Genomic DNA, 17,997 nt, shown 5'->3' with positions numbered 1-17,997 from the left:
ATTTGTATACCCATCGTTTAAACCGGAAGCCGAATCTCAAACGTCGTAAAGCCGTCCTTCGAATGCACCGAAGCCTCTCCGCCATGGGCGTGCGCGATGGAACGCGTAATCGCTAAACCGAGTCCAGCACCTTCTCCAAAACGCTGTCGTGATGCATGAACTCGGTAGAATCGGTCGAATAGCCGCGGCAAATGCTCGGGTGCGATGGTTTCTCCGGTGTTCTGCACCGACAAAACGACGGTCGAGGCGTCGGAGTTGTCAACGCGAATCTTTATCCTTCCCCCTTTTGGCGTATGGCGCACCGCATTCGAGAGCAGATTGTTGACCGCTCTGCGCAGCATCAACCTGTCGCCGAAAACAGCGCCCCTTCCGGAATAGGTCAGACTGACTCCCTTTTCCTCGACCAACGCCTCGTAAAATTCGAATAGGCTTTTCACCTCCACCACCAAATCGACCTTCTCGCGATTAGGGACGATGAGGTTGTTGTCCGATTTCGCCAGGAACAGCATGTCGGCAATCACCCGCGACAGACGCTCGAACTCTTCCGCGTTGGAAGCCAGTACGTCCTGGTATTTGTCGAGTGTCCGGGTCTTGGACAGAGTGACCTGGGTTTGTGTCAGCAGATTGCTGACAGGCGTGCGCAACTCGTGGGCGATATTCGAGGAAAAGTCTGACAGTCGGCGGAAGGATTCTTCGAGCCGTGCCAGCATCTCGTTCAGGGTTTCCGCTACCTCGGCCAGTTCGACGGGGATGGAGTCTAAAGGCAACCGTTGGTTGAGGCGGTTCGCGGTGATGCCCGCAGCACTGCGACTGATGTCCCGAAGGGGTGCTAGTCCCTGACGTGCTGCCACCCATCCCAGAAAACCGGTGAGCAGCGCTGCCAGGCCCATGACCGTCCATAACGCTGTTCGAAACGAACGCATGAAATGCTCGTGGTGCGACAGGTCGGTGGACACAGCCACGACCACCGGAGCCGCACCTTCGATCTTGGTCGGCAGTTCAGAGGCAATCCCGCGATAGCGATGGCTCTCAGGATCACTCCAAAGTATCGGACGAAGGTTTTTCTCTCTGACAGCGGCAAGCAGCTCTTCGGGTAACTTCGCATCTTCTGTTGGATACAGCGCCTGACCACCCGGCTTCAAAACAACCACCGCCAACCCCTGATGTCCTATCAAGGAATCTTGAAATTGTGGCGGCAGTGCCTCGAGTTCCTGGCTGGAGCGAACTTTCTCCAAGGCGTGGCTGAGAAGTTCCAGTTTGCCGCCAAGCAATTCCATGTCCAAGTCTTCGAAATGCCGCTCGACGAGCGAGCCGATCAGTACCCCCAACAACAGGAGCACCGTTGTCGATGCGGACGCGAAGAGCAAAGTCAATGTGCATGTGATGGATTTGCTTCTGATCAGCCTCACTCGGTCGCCTCCAAGACATAGCCCATACCACGGACGGTGTGGATCAGTTTTGGCTCGAAATCATCATCCACTTTTGCTCTCAGACGCCGGATGGCAACCTCGATCACGTTGGTGTCGCTGTCGAAGTTCATGTCCCAGATTTGGGAGGCAATCAAGGAACGAGGAAGCACCTCGCCCTGGCGACGCAAAAGAAGTTCCAACAAAGCGAATTCCTTGGAGGCTAAATTTATCTTCTTGCCCGACCGGGCCACCCGCCGCCGTTTCAGATCAAGTTCGAGATCGGCAGCTCGCAGAAACTCGGGCTCTTTGATCCCTCCTCCGCGCCGAAGCAGGGTTCGGACTCTAGCCAACAATTCGGAAAAGGCGAAAGGCTTCACCAGGTAGTCGTCAGCTCCCAACTCCAGTCCCTTGACCCGATCATCCACACTGTCGCGGGCTGTGAGAAAGAGTACGGGCATGTCTTTACCTGCCCTGCGGATACCTTGCAGCACCTGCCAACCGTTGATGCCCGGCAGCATCACATCCAAAATAGCCAGGTCATAGTCATCTGTCAGCGCCAAATGCAAACCGCCCAGCCCCTCACTCGCTAAATCAGCGACGAAGCCTGCCTCTGTCAATCCCTGCCTCAGATAATTCCCGATTTTGGGTTCGTCTTCCACGATAAGGATTCTCATGCGTACTCTCCCACATAACTTTTCTCAATAACGCCATTCTAAACTGGCAGTGAGAGTAAGTCTCGAAGATGACATAAATGTAATCCGCGCGTCAGGTTCCCGTTAACCGGGGTATCGTAAGATACCTCTACTGACAATCCGCAAGAGGTTACCGTTACCATGAAAAAAATTCTGCTGGGCGCATTGGGCGTTCTTGGCCTCGGCGCCATGACGGTGATTGGTCTGGTTCAGATCGGAGCGATCGATATGGCGGCCGATATGCCTCATAGCCCCGCCGTCTACCGCCTCATTGAGTGGGCGCGGGAACAGTCCATCGCACGCCGGGCCGCCGACATCGTTCCACCGGACGACTTGTCCGACGCCGGCCGAATTCGGCGGGGCGCCGGCAATTACGACGCCATGTGCGCGAATTGCCATCTCTCACCCGGCATCGAAGATTCCGAAATACGAAAAGGCCTCTATCCGACCCCGCCGAATCTGGCTAAACCTACCAATACCGCTGATTCCGAACGGGTGGATGCCCGCCGGTTCTGGATCATCAAACACGGCATCAAGGCGTCTGGCATGCCGGCCTGGTCGAAAGGCGGCATGGAAGACGAGGCGATATGGGATCTGACGGCTTTCCTCAAGATCCTGCCGGACCTTTCGCCGGAAGCATATCGTCGGCAGGTCGAGGCAAGCGATGGGCATACCCATAGAGGTCTGGAAGAGTTCGTAGCCGCAAAGGATAACAAGTCAGATACCGTGCACACTCATGACATGAAGCCGCATTTCCACAACCATGGAGTTCATAAACATTAACCAAGCATCGGAAGATGACTCAAATGTAATGTCTCGGTCAGTCTCTCGTAAGGAACTGCCATTTAAACTGACCACACTCAAATCAACTCGGAAACAGTCATGAATTCAGTTCTGAAACCCTACCTTCGCTCCTTGCTGATAGTGTCCCTCATCAGCACCGGTACTGCTTGGGCAGAAGCCTTGACGCCAGCGGAAGTGGAAGTGTTCAAAAGTCCCTCTTGCGGTTGCTGCGGAAAATGGATCGAGCACCTGCAACAAAATGGTTTTCAGGTAAGTATCCGCGAGGTAAACGACATTCCGGCAGCGCGGAAAAAACTGGGCATGCCCGATCGGCTAGGTTCTTGCCATACGGCCAGGATCGGCGACTACATCATCGAGGGCCATGTGCCCGCCGCTGACATCCAGCGCATGCTCAAGGAAAAATCCCAAGCGCTCGGTTTGGCCGTCCCTTCCATGCCGCCAGGATCTCCGGGCATGGAAACCGCCAAGCCCGTTCCCTATGAAACCCTGCTTGTCCAGGCGGACGGCAGCACCCGTGTTTTTGCCAAACACTAAATCCTAGGCGTATGAAGGACTTATGACGATTTTTCATGACGGTTGGTAATTTAATATTTGTGATTAAGAGTATTAAAAACTTGACATAGGTGTAACTCGAGGGTTTTAGAATCAGACGAGTGTAAATTTGAGTCATTGTTTTATAAAGAGGACGGATAATGGAAGCTAAAACCTCATTAATGCCTCGGTTCCACCTTGAGATTGCACTCTGGAAAAAGGAAGTTGTACAACTTATTTTTTGACAGCGACTAAGTCGAACCATGAATAACCTAACTCAAACAAACTCTATTTAGGAGAAGAAAATGACTGACAAAAAATCACAACAAAAAAACGATAACAACAATATTGATCCTGACAAATTTCGTGAAATGGTTACAGAGCTTGCTTATCTTAAAGCCGAAAAAAGGGGTTTTGTAGCTGGCCATGAACTAGAAGACTGGCTTGAAGCCGAACAAGAGGTAAGTAATCAATGCCATAACGGGTCTCAGGAAGTTTAGTCATATAGATCAGGTTAGAGTAGCGTGCCCAGACACTTTGCTGCCCAGGTTGCCGGGGGGGCGCCCTGATAACACGACTTAAGAACTAAGTCGAACTTTGAAAAGGAATAAGCTAAACAAAGTATAACCCGGCATCAGTGGATTTCAGAAACGGCCTATGACAAAGCAGAAGCCAGGGCATTTGCAGCCGGTCGTGAATTAAACGACTAGCTGTATTATTCAGAGATACTGATAACAGCCTATCTTTCATTGTTCGAGGAAGACGGGGGTATAACCAAAGCCAATCTGAAACAGGTAGCAAAAGTGATGGGTGTTGAAAATCCGGAGAATATAACCCAACCAACCGAACTAGTGCGAGTTATTCAAAATGCCAGTCAGCAGCGTCCTTGTTTTCGATCTGATGATTCCATGCTTTGCCAGGACAAGGACTGCAAATGGCGAACTTAATGTCAAAAACTGGTCGCAGTATGGATGAGGTGAGTATGACTATTTCAATGACTTAATATTTGCAGGTGCACAATGTCTTATCAAGTCAGTGAGTTGGCCCTAAAATGCAATGTCAGTAGGGATACGGTCAGGTTTTATGCCAAAACCGGCTTGCTTCAACCTCAGCGCAATCCAAGCAATGGCTATCAGTATTTTAGTGAACGAGATTTAAAATGTCTGGATTTTATCAGGCGGGCTAAGTCTCTTGGTTACACGCTTAAAGAAATCAGACAGATTATTGAAGAAAGCCGGAAAGGTTCGTCTCCTTGCCCATTGGTCCGTGATCTCATCCAGCGACGCCTTAAGTCAAATAAAGAACGACTCACACAACTGATAGAACTACAGCATCATATGGAAGCAGCATCGGTAAAGTGGCGGGCGATGCCGGATGGCGTTCCGGATGGTGACAGTATTTGCAAGTTGATTGAATCCATTGATTCATCACCAGGCAACGTCGTAACGTCTGTGATGGAGACCGAAGAGGGCTGTGAGGAATGAACAGCGGAGTTAAACAATTCATTAAGCTTACACAGTGGAAGGCATTTCTAACGGCGGCCTCCGCCAAGGCTGTTATTGAATCCTGATGGTAGCAATTAACTGGAGAACATCATGAATTATTTATTTGCATTTTTACTGGTTTCGGTCCTGCTGTATTTATTAATTCGTTTTGCGCCCGGAGCACTATCCTTGTTGGGCTATCGGGGTTGGTACAGCACTGAACATATCGATCCCGTCTGTGGTATGAAAGTTAAGGCGAATAAAGGTTATGGGATGATGTATGAAGGCAGACTTTATCGTTTTTGTTCAAAACTTTGCCTGGACCAGTTCGACAAAAACCGGCAACAGTATTTACCCGTGAAAAAGGATAATCAAGCAGAAAAACCATCAAAACCTGAGTAAATATAGCAACCGTGGAGCCTTGGGGCGATTTTAAGTGGCCAATTGCTGTGTTTGATGAGTGATATCGTTCACGGCCTACTCTTGATTTTATTGAATATTTTACTTAGAGAGTATCTGAACAGGGGTACCCTTTCAAAGCCTTTTCGAAAAAGGAGATACTTGAATGACCGGGGTATACACCCTGTTGGCTTGGTCAAGACGAAATGTCTTTTTTCGGATCCAATTTTAAGCCAAGGAGAAAACCTATGCTTGAAGAATTCATTCATGAAACTCGTATTGCCTATTTCTCGATGGAGATTGCTCTCCATATTAATATTCCCACCTATAGCGGCGGATTGGGTGTGTTAGCTGGTGATACTATACGCTCTGCCGCCGATCTTGAACTTCCAATGGTTGCGGTTACCCTGGTGAGTCGTGCCGGTTATTTCCGCCAGGAACTGGATGCCGAGGGTGGCCAGATTGAACATCCGGATTCTTGGCAGCCTGATACCGTTGCTAGTTCGCTGCAAGCCAAGATAGCGGTTAACATTGAGGGGCGACTGGTGTGGGTCAGTGGCTGGCTCTACATTCTGGAAGGCCATATGAACGGCCGACAACCGGTTATTCTGCTTGATACTGATGTAGATGAAAATCATGATGACGATCGTCAGATTACCCATTATCTCTATGGCGGTGACGAAGCTTACCGGTTGAAACAGGAAATCGTGCTGGGCATGGGCGGCATGCGCATGCTGCAAGCGCTGGGTTTTAAAGTGCGCCAATACCATATGAATGAAGGACATTCGGCGTTGCTTGCTATTGAATTGTTACGCCGTTATGCCTATCCCAAAGAAGACCTGCGCTCAGGCGAATCAGCCTATGACATCCCCCAGATACGGGAACTTTGCAATTTCACCACGCATACCCCGGTCGACGCCGGTCATGATCGATTCGCCTATGATTTGGTAGGGCGGATTCTCAGCGAGGAATTCGACAGAGCAACGCTTAAACGCCTGGCGGGTGAAGATAGGCTTAACATGACCCGGTTGGCTCTCAATTTGAGCGAGTATGTGAATGGTGTTGCCAAGCGGCATGCGGAAGTTTCACGGAAAATGTTTCCAGGTTATCGGGTTCATGCGGTTACCAATGGCGTACATCCTTTTACCTGGACTGCCAGGAGTTTCATTGATCTTTATAATAAGCATTTACCGGGTTGGTGTCATCAACCTGAAATATTGATACGTGCCGAGTGTTGTATCAGCGATGAAGCCATCTGGGAGGCTCATTGCCAAGCAAAGTCTATTCTGATAGAAAAAGTCAAAGCCCTATGTCATATCAGCCTGGATCCACAAATACCAATCTTTGGATTTGCTCGTCGTATGACGGCATACAAACGACCTGATTTGTTGTTTTCCGATTTAGAACGTCTCAAGAATATTGCCCGGCAGCGGCCTTTTCAAGTCGTGCTGGCCGGCAAAGCCCATCCCCGGGATCTGGACGGGAAACACTTGATAAGAACCATTCACCAGCACATACAAGAATTGGCCGGTGATATTCCGATGGCTTTTGTTCCGGACTACGATATGGAGATTGCGCGGACTATGGTAGCCGGCGTAGACCTCTGGTTGAACACACCGTTAAGGCCCATGGAAGCGTCCGGAACCAGCGGTATGAAAGCCGCTTTTAATGGGGTGCCCAATCTCAGTGTCCTGGATGGCTGGTGGGTTGAAGGTTGTATCGAAGGCATTACCGGCTGGGCGGTCGGAGATGATACCGAATCCTCTAACGGGGATGATGCCAAGTCACTGTATGACAAGCTTGAACAGACGATACTGCCCTTGTATTACGATGATCGAAGCCGATGGATCGCGGTCATGAAAGGCGCCATCAGCAAAAATGCTTCCTTTTTCAATAGCCACCGCATGATGCGGCGTTATGCCACCGAAGCTTACATTCGATAGTTGGGAAAAGTAAAAATGGATAAAGAACTTGGGGCTGGATTTATTGTGACGCTTGAAAAGTCCGTTCATACAATTGATTTAGCCAGAGGAGATTAAGTGATGGTTCAAGATCCGATTTGCCTAATGACATTTTCGCCACGTGAGGCAAAAACAACCGCTGAATACGAAGGAAAGCTTTATTATTTCTGCTCGCCTTCCTGCCGGGATACTTTTCTCAGCCAGCCGGGCTTATATCAAAATAAAGTCACATCGATGCATTTGACTGTAGGGGTCATGGGTTCAGCCGGTAACGAAGCAGCAGCCGATGTCAAAGAGAAATCCATGCTTCTGGGTCAGAGTATTGCGCAACGGAGCTTCATATTAATAACGGGTGCGTGCCCCGGCTTGCCCTATGAATGTGCCCGTGGAGCAAAACAAGCAGGTGGACTATCCATTGGTATTTCACCGGCTCTGAGCTTGGATGAACATATACACAAGTATCGGTCGCCGGCTGACGTTTATGATGTCCTTGTCTATACCGGTAGTGGCTTGATGGGGCGTGAAGTGACCAATATACGCTCAAGTGATATGGTTGTAATCCTTGGAGGACGTTCCGGTACCTTAGGGGAGTTTGCTATTGCTTTTGACGAAGGTAAGTTGATCGGGGTATTGCAAGGCAGTGGCGGAATTACTGATCAGATTCCGGATCTTGTGGCTAGTTTTCAGAAAGATAGCGGAGCACGATTAGTATATTCAGCCGATCCATTGGAGTTAATCGACGAAATGGCAAAGTTATATACAGAGCGTCATTATCTGCGGCCTTCCTGTTTCTGTGACGCGATGCCTGCGGGTGCAGGGTGAATTGATTACTCAGTTGTATTAAACCGGTTCAGTAACTTTTACCGCTCATAAGCACTGACCAAGCCTTGGAAGATGACGCAAATGTAATGTCTCGGTCAGCCTCCCGTAAGGAACAACTGTTTAAACTGGGCACATTCAAATCAACCCGGAAACAGTCATGAAATCAGTTCTGAAACCACATTTCCGTTCCTTGCTGTTAGTTTGCCTCGTCAGCACCGGTAGCGCTTGGGTGCAAGCCGGGACGCAGGCAGAAGTGTTCAAGAGTCCCTCTTGCGGTTGCTGCGGAAAATGGATCGAGCACCTGCAACAGAACGGTTTTCAGGTAAACACTCACGAAATGAACGACGTCCCGGCAGCGCGGAAAAAAATGGGCATGCCCGATCGCCTAGGTTCCTGCCACACCGCACGGATCGGCGACTACGTCATCGAGGGCCATATTCCCGCCGCCGACATCCAGCGCCTGCTCAAGGAAAAACCCAAAGCCCTCGGCTTGGCCGTTCCCTCCATGCCGCCCGGTTCTCCGGGCATGGAGACCGCCAAACCCGTTCCCTACGAAACCCTGCTCGTCCAGACGGACGGCAATAGCCGCATTTTTGCCAAACACTAAGTCCATTAACCCTTAGGAGAAAATCCATGAAAAGTATAGTTGTCATCGTTAGCCTCGCCGCCGCAGTTTTTTCCACGCACAGCATCGCCGCTACAGACCACGACGCTCATGGCGGCCATGGCACGATGCCCGCGCCGGCTGCCGCCGAAGCCCCGCCGGTCACGGAACCCGTGCAGAAAATCGACAAGCCGGCCGGCAAAGTCACGACGCCCCTGGGGGTGGCAGTCAACGCAAAAAAGCACTCGAGTCATTCCGAGTCAGCCTCATCTGACGGTCATGCGCACGAACATACTGACGCGAAATAAGAAATTCACGTCAAGATTTAATTACATACTCCTGAGAAACCTATGAAATATATGAAATTTGCATTAATCACGCTTTTGTTAGTCGCTGTTTCTGCGTGCGCAACAGATGCCAATAGATCTAAAGATGACAGTCATTCACATCCTGGCAGCGGCGGCGGACATAGCCACTAAAGCGATGGCGTCTTGATATCCTGATGACTTCACACCTTCAGGCGACCTAGGCCGAATACTATTTCTTGTCTGAGTACACATTACGATGAAACCTAATTCCAAACCTTCGCTACTATTGCCTAATCCTTCACGTCGGCGCTTCATTGAAGGGCTGGCCGCCGGCGGTATGCTATTAGGGCTATCGCCGTGGATCAAAACGGCTCAGGCCAAGGAAACAACACAGCCGGTCGAGATACTGACCGGCACGGAGTTTAACCTGACGATAGCGGAAACATCGGTTAACTTTACCGGTGCGCCACGTGTGGCAACCACCGTTAATGGCTCGATTCCTGCGCCTACTCTGCGTTGGCGGGAGGGGGATACGGTGACGCTTCGTGTCACCAACCGCCTCGCCGAGGAAACGTCGATTCATTGGCACGGCATGCTCCCGCCTTACCAAATGGATGGTGTACCGGGCATCAGCTTTAAAGGCATCGCGCCTGGGGAAACCTTCACCTATCGCTTCAAGGTGCAACAATCCGGCACCTACTGGTACCACTCCCATTCCGGCATGCAGGAGCAGACCGGTTTATATGGCGCCATCATCGTTGACCCGGCCAGCGCCGACCCGATCCGCGCCGATCTCGATTATGTAGTGCAACTGTCCGACTGGACCGATGAAGACCCGATGCGGGTCTTCGATAAGCTCAAGAACCAAAGCGACTACTACAACTTCAACCAGCCGACGGCTGGCGATTTCTTTCGTGATGCGGCCGGTGAGGACGTTGTATCAGCTATCCAAAAGCGGCACATGTGGAACATGATGCGCATGAATTACACCGATCTGTCGGACATTTCCGCCTATACCTATACTTACCTGATGAACGGTACTACACCGGCCGGCAACTGGACGGGGCTATTCAGTCCAGGCGAAAAGGTGCGGCTGCGCTTCATCAACTCAGGTTCGATGACGTTTTTTGATATGCGTATACCGGGTCTCAAAATGACGGTGGTTCAGGCCGACGCACAGAACGTCGAGCCGGTCACGGTAGACGAATTCCGCATCGGACCGGCGGAGACCTATGATGTCATTGTAACTCCCGAAGAAGGAGCCTATACCCTCTTTGCCCAGTCGATGGACCGTACCGGTTATGCCCGCGGCACGCTGGCAATGCGTGCCGGCATGACAGCGGCGGTGCCTTCTCTGGATAAACCTGAACCACTCACGATGGCCGATATGATGGGCAACATGGGCAACATGGGCAATGGTGAAATGCAGGGGATGAATCACGGCGGCATGGCCATGGATCACAGCGCTCACGCCATGGGCGGACAGGTACGCGTGCGCCACGCCCGTACCGAATATGGCCCAAGCGTGGATATGCGGGTGGACACGCCGCGCACCAATCTGGATGATCCCGGTATCGGCCTGCGCAACAACGGCCGCCGAGTATTGACTTATGCTGATCTGCACACCATTGGTGGGCCGCTGGATACGAGAGAACCGGTTCGGGAAATTGAGCTCCATCTCACCGGCAACATGGAGCGTTATAGCTGGTCGCTTGATGGCCTCGAGTTCGGCAAATCCACACCGATACATTTCCGTTACGGCGAGCGGCTGCGCGTGATCTTTGTCAATGACACGATGATGACCCACCCCATGCATCTGCATGGCATGTGGCAGGAGCTGGAAAGCCCTGACGGACGCTTCCAGGTGCGCAAGCACACCATCATTGTGCAGCCGGCGCAGCGCGTTACTTTCCTCGCCACACCCGACGGCTTGGGCCGTTGGGCCTGGCATTGTCACCTGTTTTTACATATGCATGCTGGCATGATGCGTGAAGTGGTTGTGGCCTGAAGATGAAGGCATCAAACAGGCGTAATCGAAGAGTGAAACAGAAAACTATGATGACCCGGCGAATATATAGGATTGTTGCTTTGTTGGTTTTTAAACTGTCTTCCTCCTGGGCACAAGACCTAACGACCGTGGAAAACGGTCAAACGCATGCCGAGCACGCCAATCATTCCAAACAGACGGAGCAGAAACGGCGTGAAGTAAAGTCCGGGACAAAATCAAAGCCGGCTTCGGCAAAAGTATCCGAGCAGCTAGATGCGACCAAGGACATGGATCACGGCAACATGAATCACGGCTCCATGCCGGGCATGGACCACAGCGGGATGAATCACGATTCCATGCCGGATATGGATAAAGGTGATAAGTCCGGCACGGTGAAAGGTTTAGGGCATGACATGAACTACGGTAGCGCCACTTCCGGGAAAGCCAGCGACATGAGTAACATGAATCACGGCGGTGATGATTCAGACCATGGTTCCATGTCCATGCAGGGTGGCTCCCCCCCTCCCGATGCCCGCGATCCGCACGCCTATTCGGATGGCTACGACTTCGGTCCGATTCCACGGCCCAAGATGGGTGACGAAGATAATTTTGGCTCATTGTTGGTCGATCGGCTCGAAAGTTCGACTGCTCGCGGCAGCACCGCTATGACCTATGACTGGCAGGCCTGGTATGGTCAGACTTATGATCGCGCCCTTATCAGAGCCGAAGGCGAGATTGAAAACGGCACGTTTAAAGACGCACGCAACGAGTTGCTTTGGGCGCACGCCATTACCCCTTATTTGGACACCCAACTGGGGCTTCGTTACGACAGCGGTAAAGGAACAGATCGCGGCTGGCTCGCCTTCGGTATCCAGGGGCTATTGCCTTACTGGCTATATATTGAAGCAACGGCTTATGTCAACGAGCAAGGGCGTACCGCATTCCGTCTGGAAACAGAATACGACTTATTGCTGACGCAAAAGCTCATCTTGCAGCCACGCATTGAAATGAATTTTTATAGCCAACGAGACGACACGCGCGATGTGAGTAGCGGCTTGTCCAACATTGAAGCGGGTCTACGCCTGCGTTACGAGATTCGACGGGAATTTGCTCCCTATGTCGGCGTTGATTGGGCCAGCCGATTTGGCTCTGCGGCAGATAATATACGGGCTTCCGGTAACGCTGCCGAGGAAGTGCGGCTCGTTGCCGGGGTGCGGTTATGGTTCTGAGCCTTCGCACTTAGCCGTACGTTATTTGAGGGCGATGCGCAGTTATTCGATTTCGAAAGGTGAAAGAATGAATAAAAAAGACCCGATAGAAAAGTCAACAAAACCCAATAGAAGACGGCGCCCCAAAAGAACGATGTCGCCCGTGTCCTCAGCAGGCCATCCGAAGGAAAAACTCGATGTGTGCTGCACGGCACAAATGAATACGCCTGAACGCCCGCTACATGATTACATGGCGGAGGTTTCCGAACGCACTGAAGTTCGTAGGGGCGTTCCGTTGCCCATGGGCACCCATGAATCTGGGGGAGGAGTCAATTTCGCCTTCTTCAGCCGGCATGCCAGCCGCGTTCGGCTGGAGTTGTTTGACCACCCCGAAGATGCCACGGCCGCTCGGGTGATTGATCTCGATCCCGCGCGCAACCGCACAGGTGACGTGTGGCACGTCTGGATTGAGGGGATTCGATCTGGCCATCTGTATGGCTATCGCGTGGACGGCCCGTATCAACCCAAGGACGGGCATCGTTTCAATTTCAACAAGCTGCTCCTGGATCCATTTGCGACAGCGATCTCGCCATTACCCGATTGGGATTTTGGCACGGCGCTAGGTTACGACACGTCTGAAACAGACAGAGATTTGGTTTGCTCGAAAGTCAATGATACCGGAGACATGCCGAAATGTGTGTTTACTAACGAGCACTTCTGCTGGCAGGACGACCGGCCGCTTAGGCATCCATGGTCAAAAACAGTGATTTATGAAATGCATGTGCGTGGTTTCACCATTCACCCGAGTTCCGGCGTGGAGAATTCCGGCACGTACCGGGGACTAATGGAAAAGATCCCCTACCTCAAAGACCTGGGAGTGACGGCTGTGGAATTGATGCCGGTATATGAGTTCAACGAAAACCAGGTGCCGGTCGTCAATCCGCAAACAGGTCAACCACTCAGAAATTACTGGGGCTACGATCCCGTGGCCTTCTTTGCTCCCAAAGCATCCTACAGCAGTACCGGAGGCTTGGGTCAGCAGAAGCTTGAGTTCAAGGAAATGGTCCGGGCCTTTCACGAAGCCGGAATTGAAGTGATTCTGGACGTGGTGTTCAATCACACAGCGGAGGGAAACGAATTGGGGCCGACACTCTGTTTTCGTGGTATTGACAACGCGATCTTCTATACATTGGCGGACGACAAACGCTACTATAAGGATTACACAGGTACAGGCAACACCATCAACGCCAACCATCCCGTGGTGCGGGATTTCATCTTGAGCGCATTGCGTTATTGGGTGGTGGAGATGCATGTGGATGGATTCCGGTTCGATCTGGCTTCGATTCTCGGGCGGGATGGCGCAGGCAACTTGCTGTCGAATCCTCCACTGATCGAGCGGATCGCCGAGGATCCGATCCTGCGGGGAACCAAACTCATTGCCGAAGCATGGGATGCCGCCGGAGCCTATCAGGTGGGCAATTTTTCGCGGGGCTGGGCGGAGTGGAACGGCCGCTACCGTGACGATGTGCGCCGATTCTGGCGTGGTGACGATGGGATGCTCGGTTCATTTGCCAGCCGCATCTGCGGTAGCGCCGATATTTATGCCGGCACTGGCAAATGTCCCGGGTGCAGCATCAATTTCGTCACTTGTCACGATGGCTTCACCCTGTATGATCTGGTGAGTTATCACACCAAGCACAATGAAGCCAACGGAGAAAACAACCATGACGGGACCGACGCCAACTTCAGCGAGAACTACGGCGCTGAAGGCGAGACGACGGATGCCGGGATCGAGGGCTTGCGAAAACGCCAGATCAAGAACTTCCTGCTCACCCTGTTGATCTCGCGCGGTGTGCCGATGCTGCTCGGCGGAGACGAATTTCGTCGCACCCAAGGCGGCAACAACAATGCCTACTGCCAGGACAATGAAACGAGCTGGCATGACTGGAGCTGTCTAGAGCAGCACCAGGAAATTTACCGCTTCACCCGTGGCATGATCGCCTTTCGTCGAGCCCATCCGATTTTGAGTCAGGAGCACTTCTACATGGATGCCGAGATTCGTTGGTTTGGTTCGCAACAGGGATTGCCTAACTGGGCCGACCCGAAAGAAAATCAGTTTGCCTGTCTGATCTATGAAGACGAACAGAACGCACTTTACCTGATGTTCAATGCCGGCGCCGATGCGGTCGATTTCGGTTTGCCCCTAGTACCGCCGGGGGCTCGGTGGTATCTGGCCGTTGACACAGCTCGTGAAGCGCCACAAGATCTGTTTGAAGCAGGCAAAGAACTGCCCTGGGAAAATCCCGAAACTTACCACCTAAGTTCACGATCCAGCGCCATACTTCTGGCTCGAGGAACGAATGTTTAAAGGCGATACATAGTGTTGACAGAGGCCAAATGAAAGGCGTTGAAGTCCATTATCAGTTTGGTAATTTTCTTAATAAAGCGGTGATCCTGTTCAACCAGGTTATTCAAATAGTTGACTTGGCATATTTGAATAACGCTCAGCAAACCTGCAAGCATCAGGAATACAGCTTAACAGCGCCCCAGTAAAAGTTCGGTAAATTAATATAAAAATGACATTGCAGATTCTCTGCTAATGATAACGGGAGAAACACGACTATGAACACGTGGCATAACCAATCAATTACCGAAGCCGCAAGCCTTCTTGCGGCTGATGTAGAGCAAGGGCTTTCCGGCAATGAAGCGAAAAAGCGGTTCGTCCGGTATGGGCAAAATAAGCTACGCAAAGGCAAGCGATTTTCGGCCTTGGTCATTTTTGTCAGCCAGTTCAAAAGTCTGGTTATTTGGGTATTGATGGGTGCGGCGACGGTTTCCGCCGCACTGGGCGAAACAGTTGATGGAATCGCCATCATTGCCATCGTGATTTTGAACGCCGTGATTGGTTTTTTTCAGGAGTATCGTGCCGAAAAGGCGGCGGCAGCGTTGGCTCGCTTGACCGCGCCCCATTGCCGGGTGTTGCGAGGCGGCCATAGCGTGGTAGTCACCGCAACTGAAATAGTCCCTGGCGATATCCTGTTGCTCGAAGGCGGGGACCTGGTCGCTGCGGATGCTCGCCTGATTCAGGCATCTGTTCTTCGCATCAACGAAGCGCCGCTGACCGGCGAATCACAAGCGGTAGGCAAGTTCACCAGCAACCTGCCTCTAGAAACACCACTGGCGGAGCGGAAAAACATGGTCTTCCTCGGCACCAGCGTGACAGGTGGCACTGGTCACGCCTTGGTGGTTAATACCGGGATGGAGACGGAACTCGGGCATATCGCCAAACTTCTGGAGACGGCCGGAAGCGGAGAAACTCCACTGCAACGTCAACTTAACCGGGTAGCGGGTTGGTTGTTGTGGGCCTGCTTCGGCATCGTCGCGCTAATTTTTAGTCTCGGATTACTGCGGGGAATTGCGCCGTTTGAGCTTTTCATGAGCGCGGTGAGTCTTGCGGTAGCCGCCATTCCGGAAGGTCTGCCGGCAGTGGTGACTGTCGCTCTCTCATTGGGTGTGCAGCGCATGGTGCAGCGTCATGCCTTGGTGCGGCGCCTGGCTTCGGTTGAAACACTAGGCAGAGCTCAGGTTATCTGTACCGACAAGACCGGTACGCTGACGATGGGTGAAATGACTGCCCGCAAGTTAATTACCTCGGAGAACTTGTATCGTGTCACCGGCGAGGGTTACGCCACGGAAGGCGCTTTTTTTTCCGGCAATGAGGAAACCCTGCCGTCGAAAAGCCTCGCGCTCATGGCCTTGTTGCGCGCATCAGCCGCCTGCAACGATGCCGAACTGACTCTAACGGATGATCGGCCTGGAATAGTAGGCGATCCTACTGAAGGAGCGCTGCTGGTGGCTGCCGCAAAAGGCGGTATTACCCGTGATGTTTTCGAAACTGAAATGCCGCGTCTGTCTGTATTGCCTTTCGATTCAGACCGCAAACGCATGACCGTCATCCGAAGTCGGGAAAACCGTTCCTGGGCCTTCGTTAAGGGCGCACCTGAAGTTATTCTCGACCGTTGCACGCTGGTCCGTACCGACCAGGGAGTAAGGGAATTGACTGAAAACGATCGCACCCGGCTGCTCCAGGCTAATACCTTACTGGCACATGATGCACTGCGCGTTCTTGCCGTCGCTGAGCGGCCCCTGGATGGCTTCAGTTTCGCAGAGGGAATGGTTGTAAACGATAACGAGATCGAGCAGGAACTTACCTTTTTAGGGCTGGCAGGCTTACAGGATCCACCTCGCGCCGAGGCGAAGGCGGCCGTGGGCAAGTGCATACGGGCCGGCATTAAAACCGTGATGATCACCGGCGATCATCCCGATACGGCACGGGCAATAGGCCATGAATTAGGCATTTTGAGCAAAGGTGACGAAGTTCTAGTCGGCGCTGAGCTTGACCGGCTGGACGACGAAGCGCTGAAGGAACGGGTAGCACAGGTTTCGGTTTATGCGCGGGTTACGGCTGAGCACAAGCTCAGGATTGTTCGCGCTTGGAAGTCGCTAGATGTAGTCGTGACGATGACCGGAGATGGGGTTAACGATGCCCCGGCGATCAAAGAGGCGTCCATCGGTATCGCCATGGGCATCACCGGCACCGAGGTGACCAAGGAGGCCGCCGACATCATTATCACCGACGACAATTTTGCTTCTATCGTCGCTGCCGTAGAAGAAGGTCGGGGCATTTATGACAATATCGCCAAAACCTTGGCCTATCTGTTGGCCGGGAATACCGGCGAATTAATCGTGATGCTGAGCGCGGTCCTTCTGGGCTGGCCGCTGCCGCTTCTACCGTTACATCTTCTGTGGATCAACCTGGTGACAGACGGCTTGCCGGCGCTCGCTCTGGCGACTGATCCGATTGATCCCGACGTATTGAATCGCCCCCCTCGACGTTCCCAAGAGTCGCTATTCAACCGGGATTTCCTCACACTAACCCTGCTCACCGGCTTGCTGACCGCCGGCGTTACTCTCGGCGTATTTAGTTATGAGCTCTATATCGACAACAGCGTTGAGCAAGCCCGCGATGCTGCCTTTACCGCCTTGGTGATCGCCGAGCTGCTGCGCGCCTTCGGTGCACGGAGCGAGCAGCGTACCATCTGGCAGATAGGCCTGTTTTCCAACCTGCGCTTGTTTCTGATTGTGGCGGTGAGCTTTGGCTTGCAGTTGGCGATACACCATGTTCCCATGCTGCAAAAACTGTTTCAGATCGAACCGGTTACTTTAAATCAATGCGTGGCCTGGATCGGGGTTGGATTTATACCGCTAATCATCCTGGAACTGAGAAAAGTCATCCGCCGCCCCCGAGCGAAGAAGGTTTGAAATAAAATTGCGCCATAACGATTCAAAATCAGATTGTGGAAAACGTAACTCGCCACCAATGGATTTCAGAAGCGGCTTATTACAAAGCAGAAGCCAGAAATTTTGCACCCGGCAGGGAGCTTGAGGATTGGCTGGCAGCCGAAAAAGACTATGTAAAGATGCAAATTGCACTTTATCTGTCTATGGTTGAAGAAGATGGTGCTATGACCCTCCTGGGTCTACAACAACTGGCAAATTTGGTGGGAGTTGAAAACCCTGAATGTAACAATTTGAAAATCGAACTGATTCATTCCATTCAGAATGCGAGTCAGCATCGACCCTGCTTTCGAACGGATCCAAGCAAAACCTGTCAAGAAGAAGACTGTATATGGAGAGCTGAATGTCACAAATTGATTGCGGTGTGGTACCGCTAACCGGAAAATACTGGTGTTTTAGCCAGACAGAGTAAGCGGCTCTTTTGCCTACC

Annotated in this window: 17 protein-coding genes and 1 pseudogene; 15 read left to right on the top strand and 3 right to left on the bottom strand. The window is 52.0% G+C overall.

Annotation, left to right across the window (positions count from 1 at the left end; translation table 11 throughout):
* Positions 1–17: 17 nt before the first annotated feature.
* Positions 18–1,409, bottom strand: a complete 1,392-nt coding sequence (locus GO003_RS17085) for a heavy metal sensor histidine kinase (protein WP_159654415.1) — start codon at positions 1,407–1,409, stop codon at positions 18–20.
* Entirely contained in the window at positions 1,406–2,083 is a 678-nt protein-coding gene (locus GO003_RS17080; protein WP_159654413.1) for a heavy metal response regulator transcription factor, read from the bottom strand. The genes GO003_RS17085 and GO003_RS17080 overlap by 4 nt, the downstream gene beginning before the upstream one ends.
* A 159-nt stretch (positions 2,084–2,242) precedes the next feature.
* On the opposite strand from GO003_RS17080, the gene GO003_RS17075 reads away from it, so the two are divergent.
* The 13 genes from GO003_RS17075 to glgX all read left to right on the top strand — a co-directional run bounded on the left by GO003_RS17075 (position 2,243) and on the right by glgX (position 14,577).
* Positions 2,243–2,884 carry a c-type cytochrome gene (locus GO003_RS17075; protein WP_159654411.1) on the top strand — a complete coding sequence of 214 codons (642 nt, stop codon included), beginning with the start codon at positions 2,243–2,245 and terminating at the stop codon, positions 2,882–2,884.
* Between the two features lie 99 nt (positions 2,885–2,983).
* Positions 2,984–3,439, top strand: coding sequence for a DUF411 domain-containing protein (locus GO003_RS17070; RefSeq protein WP_159654409.1), 456 nt, complete (start codon positions 2,984–2,986; stop codon positions 3,437–3,439).
* A gap of 302 nt (positions 3,440–3,741) precedes the next feature.
* Positions 3,742–3,936, top strand: coding sequence for a DUF2934 domain-containing protein (locus GO003_RS17065; RefSeq protein ID WP_159654407.1), 195 nt, complete (start codon positions 3,742–3,744; stop codon positions 3,934–3,936).
* A 123-nt stretch (positions 3,937–4,059) separates the two neighbouring features.
* Positions 4,060–4,146, top strand: coding sequence for a DUF2934 domain-containing protein (locus GO003_RS26645; RefSeq protein WP_159654637.1), 87 nt, complete (start codon positions 4,060–4,062; stop codon positions 4,144–4,146).
* 309 nt (positions 4,147–4,455) lie between these two features.
* Positions 4,456–4,920 carry a MerR family transcriptional regulator gene (locus GO003_RS17060; protein ID WP_159654405.1) on the top strand — a complete coding sequence of 155 codons (465 nt, stop codon included), beginning with the start codon at positions 4,456–4,458 and terminating at the stop codon, positions 4,918–4,920.
* 111 nt (positions 4,921–5,031) lie between these two features.
* Positions 5,032–5,322, top strand: coding sequence for a YHS domain-containing protein (locus tag GO003_RS17055; protein ID WP_036249972.1), 291 nt, complete (start codon positions 5,032–5,034; stop codon positions 5,320–5,322).
* Positions 5,323–5,567: 245 nt separating this feature from the next.
* Positions 5,568–7,262, top strand: coding sequence for an alpha-glucan family phosphorylase (gene glgP / locus GO003_RS17050; protein ID WP_159654403.1), 1,695 nt, complete (start codon positions 5,568–5,570; stop codon positions 7,260–7,262).
* A 99-nt stretch (positions 7,263–7,361) separates the two neighbouring features.
* Positions 7,362–8,102, top strand: a complete 741-nt coding sequence (locus tag GO003_RS17045) for an SLOG cluster 4 domain-containing protein (RefSeq protein WP_159654635.1) — start codon at positions 7,362–7,364, stop codon at positions 8,100–8,102.
* A 157-nt stretch (positions 8,103–8,259) separates the two neighbouring features.
* A complete protein-coding gene (locus tag GO003_RS17040) occupies positions 8,260–8,709 on the top strand; it encodes a DUF411 domain-containing protein (protein WP_159654401.1) in 450 nt (149 codons plus the stop codon).
* A gap of 26 nt (positions 8,710–8,735) precedes the next feature.
* Positions 8,736–9,014 (top strand): hypothetical protein, encoded by a 279-nt coding sequence (locus GO003_RS17035; RefSeq protein WP_159654399.1) that lies wholly within the window; start codon positions 8,736–8,738, stop codon positions 9,012–9,014.
* 256 nt (positions 9,015–9,270) lie between these two features.
* Positions 9,271–11,022: a copper resistance system multicopper oxidase gene (locus GO003_RS17030; RefSeq protein ID WP_159654397.1), complete on the top strand. Its 1,752-nt coding sequence runs from the start codon at positions 9,271–9,273 to the stop codon at positions 11,020–11,022.
* A 32-nt stretch (positions 11,023–11,054) separates the two neighbouring features.
* On the top strand, positions 11,055–12,230 hold the full coding sequence (locus tag GO003_RS17025; protein ID WP_231089042.1) for a copper resistance protein B: 1,176 nt from the start codon (positions 11,055–11,057) through the stop codon (positions 12,228–12,230).
* A gap of 67 nt (positions 12,231–12,297) precedes the next feature.
* The gene (gene glgX, locus GO003_RS17020; protein WP_231089041.1) at positions 12,298–14,577 is read left to right on the top strand and encodes a glycogen debranching protein GlgX; all 2,280 of its coding nucleotides are present in this window, start codon (positions 12,298–12,300) and stop codon (positions 14,575–14,577) included.
* Positions 14,578–14,594: 17 nt separating this feature from the next.
* Here glgX and GO003_RS17015 read toward each other — a convergent pair.
* Positions 14,595–14,708: pseudogene (locus tag GO003_RS17015) on the bottom strand (IS6 family transposase); the annotation flags it as partial.
* Positions 14,709–14,831: 123 nt separating this feature from the next.
* Here GO003_RS17015 and GO003_RS17010 point away from each other — a divergent pair.
* Both GO003_RS17010 and GO003_RS17005 read left to right on the top strand, forming a co-directional pair.
* Complete coding sequence (locus GO003_RS17010; RefSeq protein ID WP_159654393.1) at positions 14,832–17,531, top strand: cation-translocating P-type ATPase; 2,700 nt, start codon at positions 14,832–14,834, stop codon at positions 17,529–17,531.
* Positions 17,532–17,566: 35 nt separating this feature from the next.
* Positions 17,567–17,944 (top strand): DUF2934 domain-containing protein, encoded by a 378-nt coding sequence (locus GO003_RS17005; protein WP_231089040.1) that lies wholly within the window; start codon positions 17,567–17,569, stop codon positions 17,942–17,944.
* The last annotated feature ends 53 nt before the right edge of the window (positions 17,945–17,997 follow it).

The organism is Methylicorpusculum oleiharenae (assembly GCF_009828925.2).
GTDB lineage: Bacteria > Pseudomonadota > Gammaproteobacteria > Methylococcales > Methylomonadaceae > Methylicorpusculum > Methylicorpusculum oleiharenae.
The sequence above is the reverse complement of the archived record's forward strand: the minus strand, read 5'-3'. Positions and strand labels throughout refer to the sequence as shown.